We start from the raw sequence: 19,873 nt of genomic DNA on the forward strand, positions 1-19,873 counted from the left end.
TCAAAAGGAAAACAGTATAAGAGCAACTACTTCTCTGTCATCGCCATCCTGGCTCGCCAATCGAAGAGTTTTCTTTATACTGTTCTTTTCCAAAATCAAAAGGAAAACAGTATAAGAGCAACTACTTCTCTGTCATCGCCATCCTGGCTCGCCAATCGAAGAGTTTTCTTTATACTGTTCTTTTCCAAAATTAAAAGGAAAACAGTATAAGTGCAACTACTTCTCTGTCATCGCCATCCTGGCTCGCCAATCAAAGAGTTTTCTATATACTGTTCTTTTCCAAAATCAAAAGGAAAAAAGTATAAGTTCAACTACTTCTCTGTCATCGCCATCCTGGCTCGCCAATCAAAGAGTTTTCTTTACCTTTTTTTACATAAATTCTTTTGTTTTTTCAAACACTAGAGTGGAATTTAAAGGAGAGTTAAAACAATGGGTATTTTAGAGAGATGGTTGGGTGAAGCGGGGGGAAAGAAGGATCTGCACCTCCTTTTGTTTATTGGCGGGCTGTACAGCCTAAGTATTGCTTTATCCAATACATTCGTTAATGTGTACTTGTGGAAACAATCCGGTCAAATTGTTGATATTGCCGTATATAATCTAACCGTGGTGCTTTTTCAACCGCTTACCTTTGTCTTTGCTGGCAGGTTGGCGAAAAAAGTGGATCGAATCATTGTTTTGCGTCTGGGTGTTATCTTTTTGGCCCTATTTTATTTATCAGTCCTATTGGTCGGCACACGGGCAACGGATTTCCTTTGGTTGCTTGGTGGACTGTTAGGAATCGGTTATGGGTTTTATTGGCTTGCCTATAATGTCTTGACTTTTGAGATTACTGAACCGGAAACAAGGGATTTCTTCAATGGTTTTTTAGGGATTTTATCATCCCTTGGGGGAATGGTCGGTCCGATTCTTTCAGGGTTCATCATTTCGAGGCTTGAAAAATTCACGGGATATTCCATTGTATTCGGATTGTCTTTGCTATTGTTTTCCGTTGCGGTGTTTCTTAGCTTTTCTTTAAAAAGACGTCCAGCACATGGCAGATACTGTTTCCTTCGGATATTGCAGGAACGGAAAAATAATCGGAATTGGCTTTTGATCACTCGTGCTCACTTTTTCCAAGGGATACGAGAGGGCACCTTCATGTTCATCATTTCGATTAACGTTTTCATTCAGACGGATAGTGAACTTGCCTTAGGGAGCTATGGTCTGTTAAATTCGGCCATTTCATTCGTTGCGTATTTTTTTGCTTCACGATATATAAAACAGCCGATGCGAAAAAAGGCCATTCTTATTGGAGGAATCCTGTTGTATGCAGGGGTCTTATTGATTGCATTTGATATCACATTCGGGAAGCTTCTCATTTATGGGGCAATTGTAGCTACCGCTTACCCTATTCTTTTGGTCCCTTATATATCGTTGACGTATGACATTATAGGCCGTGCTTGGAAGGCAGCGGAAATGAGGATTGAATATATCGTTGTCCGGGAACTGTTCGTTCATCTTGGAAGGATCGTCTCGATATCAGGATTCATACTTTCCGTCATGTTATTCGACCTAAAGGAAGTACTGCCGATCTATCTGTTAATCGTCGGGGCAGGGCATACCGTGATATATTGGTTTATACGGAAAATCGATATCATTGACCAAGACTGAAAAAGAGGCCTTAGAGGTCTCTTTTCCAATATCAGGACTTACCGTTTTAGGATTTATGAGCCGTAAGTCACTTTTTATGTAAAGTTCGTTAGATGTTTAATATTTCTAGAACACTAAGGTAGAAAAAAATATAAATGTTCTATAGAATGGTATAGGACCTATTATGACTATGTAAAAAGGATGTGTGGCTTAGTGTGAATAAAAAGAAAAAGAAAAAGACGCATGTGCCTTTCAGATTGAATATTCTTTTCTTTTTAGTGTTTGTTTTGTTTTCCGCTTTAATTTTACGCTTGGGTGTTGTACAGATTGTTTATGGTGATGATTACCGGCGTGAGATTGAAAGAACAGAGGAAGTGACCGTAAATAATTCGGTGCCCCGTGGGAAAATGTATGACCGGAATTTGAAACTGATGGTCGATAACCAACCACTGGATGCAATTACATATACACGTAAACAAGGTACGAAACAAACAGAAATGGTGGAAACGGCTGAGAAACTAGCGAAGTTGATCGAAAAGGAAACAGACAAAGTAACTGAACGCGATAAAAAGGATTTTTGGATTTTGAAGAATCCAAAGCTGGCCGAGAAAAAGATTACCGATAAAGAACGGAAAAAAGTGGAAGAGGGCGAGATGGAAGAAAGTGATTTGTATAAGCTTCAGCTTGATCGGATTAATGAAGAAGAAACAAAGCTTTCGGAAAAGGATCTAGAAGTTCTTGCCATTTATAGGGAATTTGCAAGCGGATATGCCCTTACCCCGCAAATTGTAAAAAACAAGGAAGTAACTAAAGAAGAATTCGCCAAGGTGAGTGAACACCTTGATTCGCTCCCAGGGGTCGATATATCTACAGATTGGGATCGTTTTTATACATATAATAAAACACTTAAATCTGTATTGGGTAAAGTTTCCTCATCTGAAGAAGGGTTGCCAAGTGAAAGCCTGAACTACTACCTTGCACGTGATTACAGCCGGAATGACCGTGTAGGTAAGAGTTATATTGAGGCGCAATATGAAGATATCCTTCAAGGTCAGAAAGCGAAAGTAAGGAATGTGACCGATAAGTCAGGAAATGTCGTCGATTCCGAAGTGATTACCGAAGGTTCGCGAGGAAAAGATCTTATATTGACAATTGATATGGATTTACAGCTTGCAACTGAGGAAATCATTGAAAAGCAATTGATTGCCAAGAAAAAAATGGGTAACACCAAATTCTTGGACAGGGCCTTTGTCGTCATGATGGATCCCGATACAGGGGAAGTATTAACGATGGCTGGCAAGAAATATGAGAAGGATCAAGAAACGGGGAAATCCACCATTGAGGACTTCGCATTAGGAAATATCACGACTTCCTATACGATGGGTTCTGCGGTTAAAGGAGCTACCGTTTTAACCGGTTATCAGCAAGGTGCGATCCAGCCGGGTACGTACTTTTATGATACAAAGCTTAAGATCAAGGGTACTAAAGCTAAAGGTTCATATAGTGACTTCGGGAACATTAATGATTTGACCGCATTGAAAGTATCTTCGAACGTTTATATGTTCAGAACGGCAATTAATATTGCGGGTGCGCATTATGTGCCGAATGAACCTTTGAACATTAGTTCAGGCGCGTTTTCAACCATGAGGAATTCATTTGCCCAGTTTGGCTTGGGTGTCCGCACGGGTATTGATCTTCCTAATGAAATGAGCGGGTTCAAAGGTTCCGAAACATCGCCAGGTAAGCTGCTTGACCTTGCTATAGGACAGTATGATACGTACACACCAATGCAACTCGTGCAATATGTTTCAACCATTGCGAATGGCGGTAACCGCATGAAGCCGCATATGGTTAAGGAAATCCGCGATCCAGTTGATAATAATGAGGAATTGGGACCTGTTGCCGAAGACGTTTCACCGACTGTCCTTAATCATCTTGATATGAAGGACGAATGGATTGAACGTGTTCAGAGTGGTTTCGATAAAGTTGCGATGGAACAAGGCGGAACGGCTTATACCTATTTTGGGAATAAATCGTATACAGTGGCAGCTAAAACCGGGACGGCGGAAGCATTCTATGACGGCCCGAACCGGATGAATTATAGCGAGCCCCAAGAAACGATGAACATCACGCTTGTGGGTTATGCCCCAGCTAAAAATCCTGAGGTCGCTTTTGCGGTCGTTGTGCCGTGGGCATATCAAGGACATACGGGCCATAGCATGAGTAAAGAAATAGGTGAAGAAATCATGGATACTTATTTCGAACTGAAAAAAGAACGGGCTAAGAAGGAAAATACCGAAACCTCGACCGATTTGAAGGTGGAGAATGGTAAAGACGTTCAAAAGGACCAGGCTGAAGTTAGAAAAAGCCAGGAAAATGAATAACAAAAGGTTAAAACACGTTTTTGGGTAAAACCGGAAACGTGTTTTTTTTTTTGCATTTTAAGAACGGGATCAGCACAGTTCTTTCAGCTTTACAATAAGTACACAATTATTTACTGAATATTTACAAATGCTTTAAACGGAATTTACAGTCTGAAAGTATGATGTGAGAGTAGGACAAAATATTCATATAAAATTCTTAGGGGGATTTACAAATGAGACGTTTCAAATTTATGGCTATGACCGCAGTAATGGGTGGAGTAATCGCAGTGGCAGCTGGATGTGGATCTAATGATACTTCAAACAGCGGTAAAGGAAATGAAGCGGCTTCAGATCAACTCAAGGGCGAAGTTATTACGGATGGTTCTTCAACGGTCTTTCCAATCATGGAGGCAGTTGCAGAAGAATATATGGCTACACAGCCTGATGTGAAGGTTTCAGTTGGATCATCAGGAACAGGTGGGGGATTCAAGAAATTCATCGCTGGTGATACGGACCTAGCCAATGCATCCCGCCCGGTGAAAGAAGAAGAAAGTGCCTTACTTGATGAAAAGGGTGTTGAATATACAGAATTGAAACTGGCATTTGACGGTATTTCAATCGTTGCCAATAAAGATAATGATTTCATCGATTCACTAACAGTTGAAGAACTTCAAAAACTGTGGATTGATAATGGAAAGGTGAAGAAATGGTCTGATATACGTCCTGAATGGCCGAATGAAGAAATTAAATTCTACTCTCCGGGAACAGATTCAGGAACATATGATTATTTCAATGAAGTGATCCTTGAAGAAAAACCAATGGTGGAAAATGCTACGCTTTCAGAAGACGATAACGTTCTTGTACAAGGTGTAGAAGGTGATAAAAATGCGATTGGATTCTTCGGTTATGCCTACTACTCTGAAAATAAAGATAAGTTAAAGATCATTTCTATCGACAACGGCAAAGGTGCTGTAGAGCCAACGCATGAAACGATTAAAAGTGGGGAGTATGCACCATTGTCACGTCCACTTTACACATATGTAGCTAATAAGTCGGTAGCTGAAAAAGAACAAGTTGCAGATTATACTCAATTCGTCATTGAAAATGCAGGAGAGCTTGCAGAAGAAGTGGGTTATATCAGCCTGCCGGAAGAAGAGTACCAGAAAGATCTTGATAAATTAAAAGAATTGGAAAAATAAACGATATTACAGGCTATTGAAATCCCGCCTTGACTCGATTAAGGCGGGGGTAACAGCTTGTAAATCCAAATATTGCGTGTCTGAAATGGAGGATGCAAGTTGGAACTTAGAAAAACAGAAACCTATTCTGTACAGCAAATGATTCTGGAAAAGAAAAGTAAGAAAAAAATCAATATGGAAAAAGTCATTCCTAAGCTTTTGTTCTTTACGGCGGCAATTTCCGTTTTTACTACAATCGGGATCATCCTGACGCTTATATTTGAAACATTCATCTTTTTTGACAGAGTATCCATCGTCGAATTTTTTACGGAAGCTAAATGGCTGCCATTTGCATCTGCACCGTCCTATGGGATTATGCCCCTTATCGTTGGAACGTTGAAGATAACAGTCATAGCAGCGGTGGTTGCAGTTCCAGTAGGACTTGCAACAGCCATTTTCTTGAGTGAATATGCATCAGAGAAAACACGCAGAATCATTAAGCCGATTTTAGAAGTTTTAGCTGGAATTCCTACTATCGTTTACGGCTTCTTTGCTTTAACTTTTGTAACACCGGTTTTGCGGGATTTATTTCCTTCCCTTGACATGTTCAATGCTCTAAGTCCTGGGATCGTTGTAGGAATCATGATCATGCCGATGATAGCCTCTTTGTCGGAAGATGCCCTTGTATCAGTACCGAAGTCGATTCGCGAAGGTGCGTATGCCTTAGGAGCAACGAAACTCGAAACGACAATTAAAGTGGTATTGCCAGCAGCCGTTTCAGGAATTGTGGCATCCATCGTTCTTGCTCTATCCAGAGCGATCGGGGAAACCATGATTGTGAGTGTTGCCGGTGGCTCGACCCCAAATATGAGCATGGATATCACTTCATCGATTCAAACGATGACCGCTTATATTGTACAGGTAAGTTCGGGGGATGCAGGATATGGGACAACGATTTACTACAGCATTTATGCGGTTGGAATGACACTGTTCGTCTTTACGCTTATCATGAATTTACTGGCGCAGTTCATCTCTCGCAAGTTCAGGGAGGAATACTAAGACATGAAACTGATAAACAAAAGTCATGTTGCAAAAAAAATGCCTGTTAGGCTGGCTGTTAACACGATTTGTAAAGGATTATTCTTCTTGGCAACATTGGTTGGCCTCCTCGTATTGGCCATCTTATTTTATCGGATATTCACTCAAGGAATTGGCAGTCTGAATGGGGATTTCCTTCAGAATTTCGCTTCCAGGAAACCTGAAGAGGCTGGTATAAAGGCAGCGTTGATCGGTTCAATTTGGTTGATGGTAGTGGTGGCCCCGGTTTCCCTGCTGCTTGGTGTTGGAACGGCCATTTATTTAGAGGAATATGCCCGGAAGAATTGGATCACCACTTTTATCAAAGTGAATATTTCCAATCTGGCAGGTGTCCCGTCAATAGTATTTGGACTTTTGGGTTTAACGGTTTTCGTTCGTGCCCTAGCCTTGGACCGGTCCATATTGGCAGCAGGCTTGACGATGAGCCTACTTGTTCTTCCTGTCATCATAGTGGCTGCCCAAGAAGCCATACGTGCCGTACCTCGTGATTTAAGGGAAGCTTCATTTGGAATGGGTGCAACAAAGTGGCAAACGATATTGAAAGTGGTCCTGCCTGCTGCGATACCTGGCATTTTAACTGGGGGGATACTTGCTTTATCACGTGCAATCGGTGAAACGGCTCCATTGGTGGTGGTTGGCATACCAATGTTCATCGCCTTTTTACCTCAAACGGTCATGGATACATTCACAGTGCTGCCGATGCAAATCTATAATTGGACATCCCGGCCACAGGAGGAATTCCAGCAGGTTGCTGCCGCGGGAATCATCGTTTTACTCATCCTGTTAATATTCATGAATTCAATAGCGGTTATAATTCGAAATAAATTCCAGAAAAGATACTGATAGGAGGAAGGAAGCATGAATATGACCTTAACGAGAGAAAAAGAGTCAACGGCAATCGGAATCGAAAATGTCGAATCAGCTGCCTTGACGGAAAAGGTGTATGAAACATCCAATCTCAATTTATGGTATGGAGAAAACCATGCTTTGAAAAATATTAATCTGGATATGCACCAAAATGAAGTGACCGCCATCATTGGGCCTTCAGGATGTGGGAAATCGACCTACATCAAAACATTGAACCGAATGATAGAGCTAGTCCCGGATGTGAAAACGACAGGCCAGATTAAATATAGAAACAGGAATATCCTCGATCAGTCCTATAAGGTGGAAGATTTAAGGACACAGGTGGGAATGGTTTTCCAAAAGCCTAATCCCTTTCCAAAATCAATTTATGAAAATGTTGTATACGGACCAAAAATCCATGGAATTAAAAATAAAAAAATTCTTGATGAGATCGTTGAAAAGAGTTTAAAAGGGGCAGCCATTTGGGATGAAGTGAAAGACCGACTGCATGAAAATGCATATGGACTTTCAGGTGGACAGCAACAGCGCCTTTGTATTGCCAGATGTTTGGCCATCGAACCTGATGTCATATTAATGGATGAACCGACTTCTGCTCTTGATCCGATATCCACTTTGAAAATAGAAGAATTGGTCCAAGAACTGAAAAAGGATTTCAGCATTATCATCGTTACCCATAACATGCAGCAGGCAGCACGTATCTCTGATAGAACAGCCTTCTTCTTAAATGGGGAAGTCATCGAATATTCTGATACAAACACCATCTTCTCTAATCCGAATGATAAAAGAACAGAAGATTACATTACCGGACGCTTCGGTTAAAGAGAAAGGGAGATGCGATAATGATCGTTCGTGAAAATTTCGAGCTTCAATTGAAAGAGTTACAGGAGAAAATCGTGAAGTTGGCTAATTTAGCTTCAAATGCCATATCAAAATCATATGCCGCATTGGAAAACAATAATGTAGAAGAGGCTCTTGAAGTTATTGATGATGACACAATCGCTGATTTACTGGAAGAGGAAATTAATGACTTTGCGATTTTGCTGATTGCTAAGCAGCAGCCGGTTGCGATTGATTTAAGGCGTATCATTGCTGCCATAAAAATCGCCTCTGATATTGAAAGGATGGCGGACTTTGGTGTGAATATCGCTAAATCAGCCATCCGAATCGGTGACCAGCCATTTATTCTGCCTTTAACACCATTAAAGCAGATGCATGATATTACATTAAAGATGATTCAACTTTCAATAGAAGCATTTGAGAAGGAAGATGTAGTTCTTTCAAGAGAGATCATTGAAATGGATGACGAGGTTGATAGCTTTTATGGAGATATGATTCGGAGTCTCCTTCGCCTTTCAGATGAAAAAAACCTTCAGCAGGTTACACAGCTTTCCTTAATAGCTCGATATTTGGAAAGGACAGCGGACCATACAACGAATATCGCAGAGAATATTTACTTCCTGGTAAGAGGGAGATATATCGGCAGGAATGAATGAACCGATCCTAATTGAAAAAAAGAGAGGCTTTTTTCGGACATCGTCCATTTAAAAGCCTCTCTTATTCATTAATGGGTCAAAGTATTGGCCAATTGTCTATATGTCATATTATTCGTAACAACAAACTCACCGATTTGTATTTTTTTTGAGAAATCATGGTCATTCATGTAAGCTTCAAATTCAGCAGCATCATCGATGATTTTTTCATTGGCAAGGCTATCGGCAATTTCGGTTGTGGTCATATTCGTTTTCACTTTAATTGTATAGGTGACGATGGAGGGATCTTTTTTTGAAGCCCCTTTCTCCATTGAATCCTTATCTGGATCCTTTGATTGGACGGTCTTTTTAGCTTCCTCCATAGGGTGTGTAACGACGAATCCTTTCTTCACGAGCAATTCCTTAGCTTCCTCCTCAGTGGGAGTGGTGCCTTCGAATAATCCGGTGCCATAATGATAGCCAGCAAAGATTGTTGTTGTAAAAATGATACCGGCGGAAAGACCTTGCAGTCTTGCTTTGTTCATTCTTATTCACCCCGCAATCTTTGCTGCTCGATCACTGAAATTGTTTGTTCCTTCGTTAATGAGGATTGTTTGGCGATCTGGTCCAAAGAAAGACCTTGACTATATAAAGATAGAACCTGGCTTTTTAAAATTTCATGAATGGGTTCGCTATCATTGGAATTGACAATTGATTTAACCTTTACAGGGGGAGCAGGATCGTCCTGGATAACGAATTCCTCTTCAAGAATCTTCACCTTCTTCTTTAATTGGTAGATATCCTGCATATACGTTAGTGTCATCTGCTCCAAATCTTCCTCTAATTTGGCAACTTTATCTTTACCGAAAAAGGAAATGATGAGAAGGACGATCGCTAAAGAAAAAAGAAGGATGATAAGTGTTTCCATGTTTTCACCTCAGAAGCTAATTTCCGACAATATATTTATATTTTACACATAATTTTAAAAAAATGGAGATTTTCATATTTTTATATTTTCCGAAATGGGCCGTAAACTTCATTTATTGTCTGTTTTGTTTCAAATATTGTCGAAAAGCTTAATGACCGTCGTTGAATAAAAAAAATCAGGCATTAAAATGGGAAAAAAACCTTTAAGAGATAACATACATAAAATTCGACAAAATGTGTTTATTGTCCATCAGCCAATTCAGTGCTAACATAAAGATAGAATAAATCGAAAAAACAAAATATTTTGAATAGTTAAAAATCGGTTGACTATAAGAAAATGGTGTGCAGATTCCAAAGTGGATAGATTCACTGTCAGCGCCTAACGATAAGCTATATATAAGGATAAAGAAGGGGAAGGGATGATTATATGAATTCGCTATTCGCGTATATGCCGCAGGATAACCAGGATATATTTCGTAAGGGGTTAAAGGCTGGGTTATGGATGGATGAGAGTTTTGATTGGTATCCTGAGGAAGATATGATGAGTCATCCGAATGGAGAGATCCGGACACTTTCACAAACATATACCCAAGGGCAGGTGACCTTTTCGAAGTTCACGATTAGAAATACATCATTCGAGACGAAGCGCCCAAAAGTGTTTTTTCACTATGAAAACGCTTTCGAAAGGCAGGCGGTGGCTTTTTACAGCCCGAATGAACGGGCGATTTTACATGTAGCTCCTCAGTCGATTGCTTTATTGGGTGGATTGGTGAAAGGAAAAAGCATCTCTCAATATTGTATCCAAGGTAAGGGAAGCCTATATCAAGAGGGATGCTTCAAATCATTGAAGGAGGGGCTCTTGGCTTATTCACCGCTCGCCAAAGGGGAAGTTACCAGTGTGTTTACGCTAGAGACTGAAATCTTGCCGAAGGAATGTGTGGAAGCTGTGGCCTGGGTCATTCATGCTGAAACGAAAGAAGAGGCGAAAGTCATAAATAATCAGCTCCTCCTGACGATGCAAAACGTAAACAATTAAGAATTCAAAAAAGTTAAAGTTGGATTTCCCAAAAAACATACTAGCAATTCGCATTGAATAATGCTATTATAGAAAAGTCCTATGTGAAAAAGTCAATATGTTTGGAGGGAAATACACAATGCGCGTAAATATTACATTAGCTTGCACTGAATGTGGAGACCGTAACTATATTTCTAAAAAAAATAAACGTAACAATCCAGACCGTCTTGAGCTTAAAAAATACTGCTCAAGAGAAAAACGCAGCACGACTCACCGCGAAACAAAGTAAGCAACAGGATTTTTCCTGTTGTTTTTTTTATGCATTTTTTTAATCCCTTCTTCCTCTCTTTCCTTTAGTGGTTATTTTCAGGTTGCATTAATGGATCGGCAATTTCCGACACCGTATTTTTCGTATATGAACAAATATTATGAGATAATGATAGAAGTAGACTAAAGGAGTCGGAAGAGATGAAAGAAAATAAAAAAAAGCTCCGCCAAGAAGCTAGGTCCCGTTTAATGGAGCTGACTAAAGAGGAACATGAGGAACTATCGAACCGAATCGCTGAAAACTTATTTTCACTGGAGGAATGGAAAAAAGCAAAAACCGTTGGCATCACCATCTCCATACCGCCCGAAGTTCCAACGGTACGGATCATCGAACAAGCATGGAGTGAAGGAAAAGAAGTGGCAGTACCAAAATGTGATCCTGAAAAAAGGACAATGGAATTCAAGAAAATCTCGTCCTTCAATCAGCTGGAGTCTGTTTATTACGGGTTGCTTGAACCAGTGGCTGAAACAGCCAAGGCTCGGAAAGAGGAATTGGATGCATTGATCGTACCCGGTCTTGCTTTTACCAAGGAAGGGTATCGCCTAGGCTTTGGAGGCGGTTATTATGACCGTTTCCTATCTTATTACCGAGGAGATACATTGGCCCTTACATACGAGCTTCAATTAATGGATGAACTCCCGATAGAGGTTCATGATATAGCGGTCGGCAAACTCATTACCCCATCCAGGGTAATACGTACGTACTCCCATTAGAAGAAGTTTATTAATTATCACTTTTAGCTCATAAAAATCCTGTCCTGTATCACACTATGGATAGGAGGGATTGTTATGCTTCGATTAATTATTCAAATCTTCTTGGTTGGTTTAGCTGTTTATGCAGGTTACAAAAACCGGTACCGCCTGATAAATGTTGCGCTGTCCAACGGCATTTTAAGAAGATTTCTAGTGACTAAATCCTTGGATATGCCAATGTTCAGGGATAAAATGATGCAAAGCATGTTCAGTCAGACCAAATGAGAAAGCCTGCATCTTAAAAAGGAACCTGATCAGGGGTTCCTTTTTTTATTTTTAAGGAGCGGGAAAGCAGTCTCCTTTTTTACTTTTTTCATGATTTAGTCTATAGTTTTAATTAAGAAACAGGAATTTCAGAAGCATAAGTTTCATTGGAAAGTGGGGAAGGCATTGGGATTTAAAGAGGATTATTTGTTTTGGGAAACCATAAGGGAGTTGTCTGCCCATTATGATTATCGAATGATCACTGTCACTGAAAACCATCAGGAGATTTGGCTAGAGAGCGATAAGAATAAAGAATTTCCAGTCATTAGACTCATTCGACATGATTTGGATTGGGCTAATTGGCTGAAACGCGATATCGACCGAACTTTGCAGAATGGGGAAAGGATCAGAAGGAAATTATACAAAAAGCCCATTGACATATTAAGTATCTATGTTAGTAAATTCGCCCCGGTGGATGATCATGACTTTAGCTCACGAGTGGCTTCCTTTAAAAAAACGAATGTTAACACGTTTCTTCTAACTTGTGAAAACTTTCATGATTCGTTGCAAAACCTTGAACATGTTTTGAAAAAACCACTGTCAATTCAAGTTCTTGAAGATAATGAAATAGATGAGGAAAAGATTCTCGCAGTGAAGAAAGACGCCATCTCTGAGTCAGTCAAAAAGGCTAAGGCTGAGCAGAAGGTATTTCAAAATGCCAATAAGCCATTCTTTACATATATATTCATGGCGTTACAAATAGCTGTATTCATCTTGATGGAGTTTAATGGGGGCAGCACCAATTCCAAAACTTTGATTGAGTTTGGCGCTAAATTTTCCCCTTATATCATGCAAGGGGAATGGTGGCGGTTCTTTACACCGATGATCGTCCATATTGGGTTCATTCATTTATTGATGAATACATTTTCATTGTATTTGATCGGAGCTGAGGTTGAAAGGATTTACGGTAATGCCAGGTTCCTTTTCATCTATATATTCGCTGGTTTCGCTGGAACTCTAGGCAGCTTCATCATGACCCCGAATCTTTCCGCAGGGGCGAGTGGAGCCATTTTTGGCTGCTTTGGGGCACTTCTGTACTTCGGCATCGTCTATCCGAAATTATTCATGCGCTCGATGGGCTCATCGGTGATTGTGTTGATCATCATTAACTTAATATATGGTTTCACCGTAGCGGGAATTGATAATGCAGGGCATATCGGAGGTTTGATCGGAGGGTTCTTGGCTGCTGGAGTGGTGCATCTGCCAAAGTCCAGGAATATCTTACGGCAGCTGGCTTTTCTGATCGGGTCGGCAATACTGACCTATGCCCTTCTTAACTTTGGATTCAATCATCAGGAAAGTGCAGCTATGGATGATAATACGATGGCCATGATGGCCCAAAAATATATTGATGATGATGAAGAGGATAAAGCGGAAGAGATGTTAAACAATTATGTTGATGCAAATCCTGATGCACCGCTATCGCTTTTTATGCTGGGAAATTTATCTTTTGATAATAAGGACATAAATAAAGCCAGGGATTATTATGAAAAAGCGATTGAAAGCAATCCGGATTTGCATGAAGCCCATTACAATCTTGCCTTAGTCTACATGAATCTCGAATCATTCGATCAAGCTAAGGAGCAAGCTGTTCAGGCTATTGAGCTTGCCCCGGATAATAAATCATATACAAAACTGCTGGCAGAAATTGAAAAGCGACTATAACTTTTGACGCAGCATGATTGGGGAACCGTCTTCCAGGGTAAACAAGACAAGTATTTCACTTTGATTTTTAGCCATAAGCAATAGGGGGATGGTGCTGCCTTGTGGACTCACAGTGGATCCATCCTCCTTTTTTATTCCCAACACGTAATTTTTGTAAAGTCCTTCCCACAGTTTTCCCACAATTTCTTCCCGTTTGAATTGGGGGAAGTCAGCAAGCCATTGATTTTTCTTTGACGGCAAATCTGTTAAAGAGATGATTTTGTACTGATCCAGATTAACCTGAAATGCTTGACCGGCTTTTTCCAAACCATTTCGAACCGTTTGATCTGTAAAGCCGTCCAGCGTTTTTTTCCACTGAACCTGTTCTTCCGAAAGGGGACGGTGGAAAAATTGAAAAACCGGTGTCGTTACTGTATAGAGTTTATCTTTACTGAGCTGCTGGGCACTGGTGAAAATTGTGTCACTCGGATGAACCTCGGCATAATGAAACGTTACCGCTTCATATCGACCACTCTCGGTTTCTTTAGTTTTCGCTTTTTGAGAGAGTTCTTGTTTATTTTGGCGCCAATTTTTTAAGGCTCCTGCCAATTTTCCATTTTTGTATAAAAGCGATACGTCTTGACGCAAGTAAGCTGTCTGGTCCAATGAAGATTCCACCCTCCAAGTGATGGTATAGGTTGAATCCCCGGTGCCCTCCGGTGTCAGGTTGGTGGAAGCATGTTCAAAATGAAGCGAGGAATCGATGGGAAAAAAAATGATGGTTTCCTCTGCCCTTTTATGATTTGATAAATATAGGATGACAAAAATGGTGGTCAAGACCAAAAAGACGGTATACTTCAATTGTACTTTCATTTTTCCCCTCCGTTTTCGCGCGTGATGAGTGGTTAAAAATATTAAGCTGTTGAATCAAATCGAAAGAGTCCACATTCTTGATATTTCATCATATGAATACAGTTGGACATGTATGAGGGGGATGGGGGAAATTATCAAAGGGGGAATTGGTCGCTTGTTACCAAAAGGCTGATTCGATATACTTTCCTAAAGAAAAGAGTAAAGAGGTTTACTATGAAAACATATTATGATCTTCAACAATACTTGAAAAGATTCGGTACATTTATCTATATTGGTGATCGCTTAGCCGAGCTTGAAATGATGGAGGCCGAAATAAGGGAAATCCACCGTATGCAGATGATGGATACGAAAGATTATCAAATGGCGATCCTTTTAATTAGACAGCAATTGTCTCTTGAAAGGGAAAAACAGAAAAAAAATTGATAAAAAAGGTGAGAATGATGGAAAAATGGCTGATGGGTGTGGATTTAGGCGGTACAACTACCAAACTGGCTCTGATCAATTTATACGGAGAGATCATTCATAAATGGGAAATCAGCACGGACATCTCCGAAAAGGGAAAATTCATTACGATTAATATAGCAAAAGCAATTGATGCGAAGCTCGTTGAACTTAATGAACCGAAGAGTAAGATAGTAGGGATAGGAATGGGTGCTCCAGGCCCCGTGAAATTTGTTAACGGTTCCATATATGAAGCCGTCAATTTAGGCTGGAAGGACTACCCCTTAAAAGATTTACTGGAAGTGGAGACATCTCTTCCAGCTGTGATCGATAATGATGCCAATATGGCAGCTTTGGGAGAAATGTGGAAAGGTGCCGGTAATGGAGCCAAAGACCTCGTTTGTGTCACTCTGGGAACGGGTGTAGGCGGCGGGATCATCCATAATGGGCAAATCGTCCATGGTACCAGTGGGGCTGCTGGAGAAATAGGGCATATAACGGTCGTAACGGACGGAGGGGCACCATGCAATTGTGGCAAGACTGGTTGTCTGGAAACGGTTGCTTCGGCAACGGGAATCGTCCGTATGGCTTTAGAAGCCTTGAATACCGCCGATGAAAAGTCATTGCTTCAGCAGAAAGTCGACGAGGGAAATACGGTTAATTCCAAACTGTTATTCCAATGCGCTGCAGCAGGTGATCCTATGTCCAAAGCTGTGGTGGATAAGGTGGGCAATTACTTGGGACTGGCACTATCACATGTTGGGAATGTCATGAATCCAGATAAAATCGTCATTGGCGGGGGAGTTTCACAAGCGGGAGACATTTTGCTTGATCCTGTCCGTGCTGCCTTCGAAAAGTATGCATTCAAACGGGTTAGTAAATCAACGAAAATCAGCCTGGCCACACTAGGCAATGATGCAGGGGTGATAGGTGGAGCCTGGCTCATTAAAAGCCAAATGAATACGTGATGCCTTGCTGCCCTGTGCTAACAGGGGTATAAGAAAAAAAGATGGATTTTTGAAAAAATTTCCCCGCTTTGATGGGTGGGGCAATCGTTCCTGCATTTAAATAGAGGGAGAACCATGACCCATGATTGAGGCGCTCAGGACCATGGCTCCAGCGCTTCTTCGATGAGGAGGGACCAAGATTGAAAAGGGTCTTCAAAAAACAGGGATATTCATTGTTTTGGGTCGTATTCATTTCACTTTGGCTTAAAACATATATTGCTTATAAAACAAGTTTTGAGATAGATATTGATAATTGGCTCCAGGAGTTCATACTATTCATCAATCCTTTCAGTTTCCTTTTGCTTACTCTTGGCGTGCACATATTTTTAAAAGAAAATAGAAGGACAGCATATTTATTGATCATGAGTTTTTCCATCACCTTCATCCTCTTTGCCAACCTTGTTTTTTTTCGCTTTTTCAATGACTTTTTAACGATTCCCGTTCTTTTTCAAACGAGCAATATGAACGACCTTGGAAGCAGTGTACATGAATTGATCAATCCGAGTGACCTATTGTATTTTGCCGATATCCTTTTCTTGATGCTGCTGCTGAAATACAAACCAAAAACATTCCATGAATGTCGATATAATCCAAAGGATCGTAGATTCTTCATGTTAATCGCTTTAGGAGTGACATTTTTTAACTTAGCTTTAGCTGAAGCGTCGCGTCCTGAACTACTGACAAGAACGTTTGACCGCGAAATCCTCGTTAAGAATATCGGTACGTACCATTATCACCTCTATGATGCAATATTACAGACGAAATCATCAGCTCAACGTGCCCTTGCGGATGGCAGTGAATTGTCGGAAATTGAAAATTATGTCCGTGCCAATCAAAAAGAGGTTAATGATGATCTTTATGGTCTGGCAAAAGGCAAAAATGTGATCCTTGTATCATTGGAATCCACACAAAGCTTTGTCATCAATAAAACTGTCAACGGTGAAGAAATCACTCCTTTTCTGAACGAATTCATTAAAGAGAGCTATTATTTCAATAACTTTTATCACCAAACTGGCCAGGGGAAAACATCCGATTCAGAATTCATTATTGAGAATTCCCTCTATCCTTTAGGCAGAGGTGCAGTATTTTTCACTCATGCCCAAAATGAATACAAAGCCACCCCCGAAATCTTATCGGAAGAAGGTTACTATACGGCTTCCTTGCATGCCAATAATAAAAGCTTTTGGAATCGTGACATAATGTACGATTCCCTAGGGTACCAGCGGTTTTATGACAGTGATGAATACAAAGTCTCTGAAGGGAATTCCATCAATTGGGGTTTGAATGATAAATCGTTCTTCAAACAATCAATCTCTCACCTGAAGAGGATGCCTGAGCCTTTTTATGCCAAGTTCATAACGTTAACCAATCATTTTCCATTCACTTTGAATGAGGAAGACCGGACATTGGAGCCGTACGATTCAAATTCCAAAACATTGAATCAATATTTTCCGACCGTACGTTATACGGACGAAGCCTTGGAACGATTTATCGGCGATTTGAAACGTGATGGATTATATGAGGATTCCATAATTGTGCTATATGGGGACCATTATGGAATTTCGGAAAATCACAACTCTGCCATGAGCCAGTTCCTTGGGAAGGAAATCACACCTTTCGAATCCATCCAGCTTCAGCGTGTCCCGCTCATCATACATATCCCCGGTCAGAAGGGAAAAACGATTTCCACCGTTTCCGGCCAAATTGATGTAAGGCCGACACTCCTTCATTTATTGGGGATTGAAAATGATGATTATATCGAATTCGGCAAAGATCTATTTTCTGAAGAGAAATTAGAATTCACCGTTCTTCGCGATAGCAGTTTCATCACGAAGGATTATCTCTATACGATGGATACCTGCTATGATAAAAAGACTGGGAGGGCGACTGAAAAGGGTTCCTGTGAGAAGTATTTGGAAAAGGCGAAACAGGAGCTTGATTACTCCGACAAAATCATTTACGGGGATTTGCTCCGATTTTATGAGCAACGTTGAAAAAAGAAACCTGGCGCAATCCAGGTTTCTTTTTGTACACAAAAGGGTTCCGAGATGGGACCTTTTGATTCTTTATCGGAATTGAAGCAGGTATGGAGAAACAGTTGACCTCTCGTGATACTTCCACTTATTCTTGCCCATTATGACGTGTCACTATTTTTGATGATCTTTGTGCTAAAAAAAGAACTCGTTGCGCAATTATGTTTCGGTGATTGATACTCACGATAATAAGTAACTCGGTAATTGCAAGTGTTTTATAAGCTGCACGTGTGACAACAGCTTTCGGTTTTCCAACTCTTCCAATCAACTTTTCCGCTATAGACTTTCAGGATATTCCTATCATATCTCGTGTTACAATCGTGCCGACTACAAATCGTTCGATGGCATCAATTGATCTAAAGTAATCATTTCAAGCCGATATCGCTGAATAGACTCAAGTTACATCAGTTTAAATACTAAAACAAAAAGTCTGTAGACAATAGTGTCCTATCTAAAAGTTAAAACAAAGTTGATTGGAATGTAAGGTGCGCGGCTCCCTTGGACGCGGAAAGCGAGTGCCTGAAGAGGAAATCGACGTTCAAATTGCACAAACAAACTGTAGGTGATTTTCATCGAGTTTGTCTACTGATACCTGGCGCAATCCAGGTTTTTTTTTGTTTCTTCAGGAAAATCAGTACCCATTACAATTATTGAAACACGTGAGACTTCCTGAACATCTTTCTGTCTTTCGCTTCATAAAGATAAAACAATGAAAGGGGCGGAGGCTGAATGAAAGTCGTGAGCAGAAGCGGGGATGATTTGGCATATTACAGTCAATTGTTCCAAATTCCCCGGGTTTTGATAGAGGATGCCAATCCCGCCATTACTGGCGGGGTTTTGCCAAATGGCATGGAAGTACAGATACCTGGATACATTGTTCAGGAAGAGTCCCGGTTAGATATCGATTTTGCCGAAATCGCATTACAATATCACCTGCCCATCGATGGGGTATCATTGTTGAATCAAGGTGGACAAAAACCTTTTTCCGTGCCCGTCCGGGTCATGAATCCCATGATTGTCACCGACAAGCCCTATGATTATCAATCACTTCTTGACGATCTGGATACTTTATCTTTTCATTACCCCTTTATTAAGGTTGAATCGATCGGGAGGAGTGTGTTGGGAAAAGAACTCCTTGAGGTAAGGATCGGTCAAGGCGATAAGATCATACATTATAACGGTTCATTCCATGCTAATGAATGGATCACTTCGGCGGTTTTGATGAAATGGCTGAATGATTTTCTGCTGGCAGTAACGAATGATCGTACACTTTGCGGAATGGATTGTATGCCCTTTTATCGGGATATGACCATTTCGATTGTTCCAATGGTGAATCCGGATGGAGTCGAGCTTGTCCTGAAGGGGGAGGAGGCGGCAGAGGGGAAGGTCGATGTTTTAAAAATAAACAATGGCAACCCTGCCTTTTATGCTTGGAAAGCCAATATCCGCGGTGTTGACCTGAATAATCAATATCCTGCCAATTGGGAGATTGAAAAGCGTAGAAAGATTCCAAAAGCCCCTGCTCCAAGAGATTTTCCAGGAGAGTCCGCGTTATCAGAACCAGAAGCATTGGCCATGAAGGAGCTGGCAATGAGGCGGAATTTCGAAAGAGTGCTTGCACTTCACACCCAGGGAAAAGAATTCTATTGGGGATATGAGGGACATGAACCTGAAGAGGCAGCGAATGTTGCAAGGGAGTTTGAGGAACGCAGCGGATATCGGGCCGTACAATACGTTGACAGCCATGCCGGGTATAAAGATTGGTTCATTCAGGAATTCAAACGCGGCGGTTTCACAATCGAATTGGGAAAGGGCATCAATCCGCTTCCGCTATCCCATTTTCCGGGTATATATGAAGATACCGTCAAGATATTGGTGGCAGGCCTTTATATGTGATACATTTCCCCCTAAGGGATATACTTCCAAAAAAATATAAGATCATTATTCGCCACATTTTCTCTTTTTTACTTTATAATGAAAGTCGT

At 40.7% G+C, this 19,873-nt stretch carries 19 protein-coding genes; 16 read left to right on the plus strand and 3 right to left on the minus strand.

Features of this window, described 5'->3' with window-relative positions:
* Window positions 1–429 precede the first annotated feature (429 nt).
* From ACQKMF_RS04895 to phoU, 7 genes are all read left to right on the plus strand, one after another.
* On the plus strand, window positions 430–1,650 hold the full coding sequence (locus ACQKMF_RS04895) for an MFS transporter (RefSeq protein WP_101222578.1): 1,221 nt from the start codon (window positions 430–432) through the stop codon (window positions 1,648–1,650).
* A 194-nt stretch (window positions 1,651–1,844) separates the two neighbouring features.
* Window positions 1,845–4,013: a peptidoglycan D,D-transpeptidase FtsI family protein gene (locus tag ACQKMF_RS04900; protein ID WP_427572020.1), complete on the plus strand. Its 2,169-nt coding sequence runs from the start codon at window positions 1,845–1,847 to the stop codon at window positions 4,011–4,013.
* Window positions 4,014–4,225: 212 nt separating this feature from the next.
* Complete coding sequence (locus ACQKMF_RS04905) at window positions 4,226–5,191, plus strand: PstS family phosphate ABC transporter substrate-binding protein (protein ID WP_106026896.1); 966 nt, start codon at window positions 4,226–4,228, stop codon at window positions 5,189–5,191.
* A gap of 138 nt (window positions 5,192–5,329) precedes the next feature.
* On the plus strand, window positions 5,330–6,229 hold the full coding sequence (gene pstC, locus ACQKMF_RS04910; protein WP_427572418.1) for a phosphate ABC transporter permease subunit PstC: 900 nt from the start codon (window positions 5,330–5,332) through the stop codon (window positions 6,227–6,229).
* 3 nt (window positions 6,230–6,232) lie between these two features.
* Window positions 6,233–7,111: a phosphate ABC transporter permease PstA gene (gene pstA / locus ACQKMF_RS04915; RefSeq protein ID WP_101222575.1), complete on the plus strand. Its 879-nt coding sequence runs from the start codon at window positions 6,233–6,235 to the stop codon at window positions 7,109–7,111.
* 21 nt (window positions 7,112–7,132) lie between these two features.
* A complete protein-coding gene (gene pstB, locus ACQKMF_RS04920; RefSeq protein WP_397315861.1) occupies window positions 7,133–7,954 on the plus strand; it encodes a phosphate ABC transporter ATP-binding protein PstB in 822 nt (273 codons plus the stop codon).
* A 20-nt stretch (window positions 7,955–7,974) separates the two neighbouring features.
* Complete coding sequence (phoU, locus tag ACQKMF_RS04925) at window positions 7,975–8,628, plus strand: phosphate signaling complex protein PhoU (RefSeq protein ID WP_101222573.1); 654 nt, start codon at window positions 7,975–7,977, stop codon at window positions 8,626–8,628.
* Between the two features lie 68 nt (window positions 8,629–8,696).
* Here phoU and ACQKMF_RS04930 read toward each other — a convergent pair whose 3' ends face one another.
* The gene (locus ACQKMF_RS04930) at window positions 8,697–9,149 is read right to left on the minus strand and encodes a hypothetical protein (RefSeq protein ID WP_427572023.1); all 453 of its coding nucleotides are present in this window, start codon (window positions 9,147–9,149) and stop codon (window positions 8,697–8,699) included.
* Between the two features lie 2 nt (window positions 9,150–9,151).
* Window positions 9,152–9,532 carry a hypothetical protein gene (locus ACQKMF_RS04935; RefSeq protein WP_260359049.1) on the minus strand — a complete coding sequence of 127 codons (381 nt, stop codon included), beginning with the start codon at window positions 9,530–9,532 and terminating at the stop codon, window positions 9,152–9,154.
* A 426-nt stretch (window positions 9,533–9,958) separates the two neighbouring features.
* Here ACQKMF_RS04935 and ACQKMF_RS04940 point away from each other — a divergent pair, with 426 nt between their 5' ends.
* From ACQKMF_RS04940 to ACQKMF_RS04960, 5 genes are all read left to right on the plus strand, one after another.
* A complete protein-coding gene (locus ACQKMF_RS04940) occupies window positions 9,959–10,567 on the plus strand; it encodes a hypothetical protein (protein ID WP_101222570.1) in 609 nt (202 codons plus the stop codon).
* 118 nt (window positions 10,568–10,685) lie between these two features.
* Window positions 10,686–10,835, plus strand: coding sequence for a 50S ribosomal protein L33 (gene rpmG / locus ACQKMF_RS04945; RefSeq protein ID WP_028391797.1), 150 nt, complete (start codon window positions 10,686–10,688; stop codon window positions 10,833–10,835).
* Between the two features lie 179 nt (window positions 10,836–11,014).
* On the plus strand, window positions 11,015–11,587 hold the full coding sequence (locus ACQKMF_RS04950) for a 5-formyltetrahydrofolate cyclo-ligase (protein WP_260359048.1): 573 nt from the start codon (window positions 11,015–11,017) through the stop codon (window positions 11,585–11,587).
* A gap of 75 nt (window positions 11,588–11,662) precedes the next feature.
* A complete protein-coding gene (locus ACQKMF_RS04955) occupies window positions 11,663–11,851 on the plus strand; it encodes a hypothetical protein (protein ID WP_101222568.1) in 189 nt (62 codons plus the stop codon).
* Between the two features lie 165 nt (window positions 11,852–12,016).
* The gene (locus tag ACQKMF_RS04960; protein WP_427572026.1) at window positions 12,017–13,555 is read left to right on the plus strand and encodes a rhomboid family intramembrane serine protease; all 1,539 of its coding nucleotides are present in this window, start codon (window positions 12,017–12,019) and stop codon (window positions 13,553–13,555) included.
* Here ACQKMF_RS04960 and ACQKMF_RS04965 read toward each other — a convergent pair.
* On the minus strand, window positions 13,550–14,407 hold the full coding sequence (locus tag ACQKMF_RS04965) for a hypothetical protein (RefSeq protein WP_402938417.1): 858 nt from the start codon (window positions 14,405–14,407) through the stop codon (window positions 13,550–13,552). The two genes, ACQKMF_RS04960 and ACQKMF_RS04965, sit on opposite strands and share 6 nt — an antisense overlap.
* A 213-nt stretch (window positions 14,408–14,620) precedes the next feature.
* On the opposite strand from ACQKMF_RS04965, the gene ACQKMF_RS04970 reads away from it, so the two are divergent.
* The 4 genes from ACQKMF_RS04970 (at window position 14,621) to ACQKMF_RS04985 (ending at window position 19,784) form a co-directional block, all read left to right on the plus strand.
* A complete protein-coding gene (locus tag ACQKMF_RS04970) occupies window positions 14,621–14,830 on the plus strand; it encodes a YqgQ family protein (RefSeq protein WP_101222565.1) in 210 nt (69 codons plus the stop codon).
* Between the two features lie 14 nt (window positions 14,831–14,844).
* The gene (locus ACQKMF_RS04975; RefSeq protein ID WP_402938414.1) at window positions 14,845–15,816 is read left to right on the plus strand and encodes an ROK family glucokinase; all 972 of its coding nucleotides are present in this window, start codon (window positions 14,845–14,847) and stop codon (window positions 15,814–15,816) included.
* 179 nt (window positions 15,817–15,995) lie between these two features.
* Entirely contained in the window at window positions 15,996–17,849 is a 1,854-nt protein-coding gene (locus ACQKMF_RS04980) for an LTA synthase family protein (RefSeq protein WP_427572029.1), read from the plus strand.
* A 768-nt stretch (window positions 17,850–18,617) separates the two neighbouring features.
* The gene (locus ACQKMF_RS04985; RefSeq protein WP_402938408.1) at window positions 18,618–19,784 is read left to right on the plus strand and encodes a M14 family metallopeptidase; all 1,167 of its coding nucleotides are present in this window, start codon (window positions 18,618–18,620) and stop codon (window positions 19,782–19,784) included.
* The last annotated feature ends 89 nt before the right edge of the window (window positions 19,785–19,873 follow it).

The sequence above is a fragment of the Peribacillus sp. NPDC101480 genome (genome assembly GCF_050277335.1).
Taxonomy (GTDB): Bacteria; Bacillota; Bacilli; order Bacillales; family DSM-1321; genus Peribacillus.

Excerpts from the sequence above, each read along its gene's own strand:
- ACQKMF_RS04950 (WP_260359048.1), top strand. The coding sequence starts at position 11,015 with ATGAAAGAAAATAAAAAAAAGCTCCGCCAAGAAGCTAGGTCCCGTTTA.
- pstA (WP_101222575.1), top strand. The coding sequence starts at position 6,233 with ATGAAACTGATAAACAAAAGTCATGTTGCAAAAAAAATGCCTGTTAGG.
- ACQKMF_RS04985 (WP_402938408.1), top strand. The coding sequence starts at position 18,618 with ATGAAAGTCGTGAGCAGAAGCGGGGATGATTTGGCATATTACAGTCAA.
- ACQKMF_RS04965 (WP_402938417.1), bottom strand. The coding sequence starts at position 14,407 with ATGAAAGTACAATTGAAGTATACCGTCTTTTTGGTCTTGACCACCATT.
- ACQKMF_RS04895 (WP_101222578.1), top strand. The coding sequence starts at position 430 with ATGGGTATTTTAGAGAGATGGTTGGGTGAAGCGGGGGGAAAGAAGGAT.
- ACQKMF_RS04930 (WP_427572023.1), bottom strand. The coding sequence starts at position 9,149 with ATGAACAAAGCAAGACTGCAAGGTCTTTCCGCCGGTATCATTTTTACA.
- ACQKMF_RS04935 (WP_260359049.1), bottom strand. The coding sequence starts at position 9,532 with ATGGAAACACTTATCATCCTTCTTTTTTCTTTAGCGATCGTCCTTCTC.
- ACQKMF_RS04970 (WP_101222565.1), top strand. The coding sequence starts at position 14,621 with ATGAAAACATATTATGATCTTCAACAATACTTGAAAAGATTCGGTACA.
- pstB (WP_397315861.1), top strand. The coding sequence starts at position 7,133 with ATGACCTTAACGAGAGAAAAAGAGTCAACGGCAATCGGAATCGAAAAT.
- pstC (WP_427572418.1), top strand. The coding sequence starts at position 5,330 with ATGATTCTGGAAAAGAAAAGTAAGAAAAAAATCAATATGGAAAAAGTC.
- ACQKMF_RS04940 (WP_101222570.1), top strand. The coding sequence starts at position 9,959 with ATGAATTCGCTATTCGCGTATATGCCGCAGGATAACCAGGATATATTT.
- phoU (WP_101222573.1), top strand. The coding sequence starts at position 7,975 with ATGATCGTTCGTGAAAATTTCGAGCTTCAATTGAAAGAGTTACAGGAG.
- rpmG (WP_028391797.1), top strand. The coding sequence starts at position 10,686 with ATGCGCGTAAATATTACATTAGCTTGCACTGAATGTGGAGACCGTAAC.
- ACQKMF_RS04955 (WP_101222568.1), top strand. The coding sequence starts at position 11,663 with ATGCTTCGATTAATTATTCAAATCTTCTTGGTTGGTTTAGCTGTTTAT.
- ACQKMF_RS04975 (WP_402938414.1), top strand. The coding sequence starts at position 14,845 with ATGATGGAAAAATGGCTGATGGGTGTGGATTTAGGCGGTACAACTACC.
- ACQKMF_RS04905 (WP_106026896.1), top strand. The coding sequence starts at position 4,226 with ATGAGACGTTTCAAATTTATGGCTATGACCGCAGTAATGGGTGGAGTA.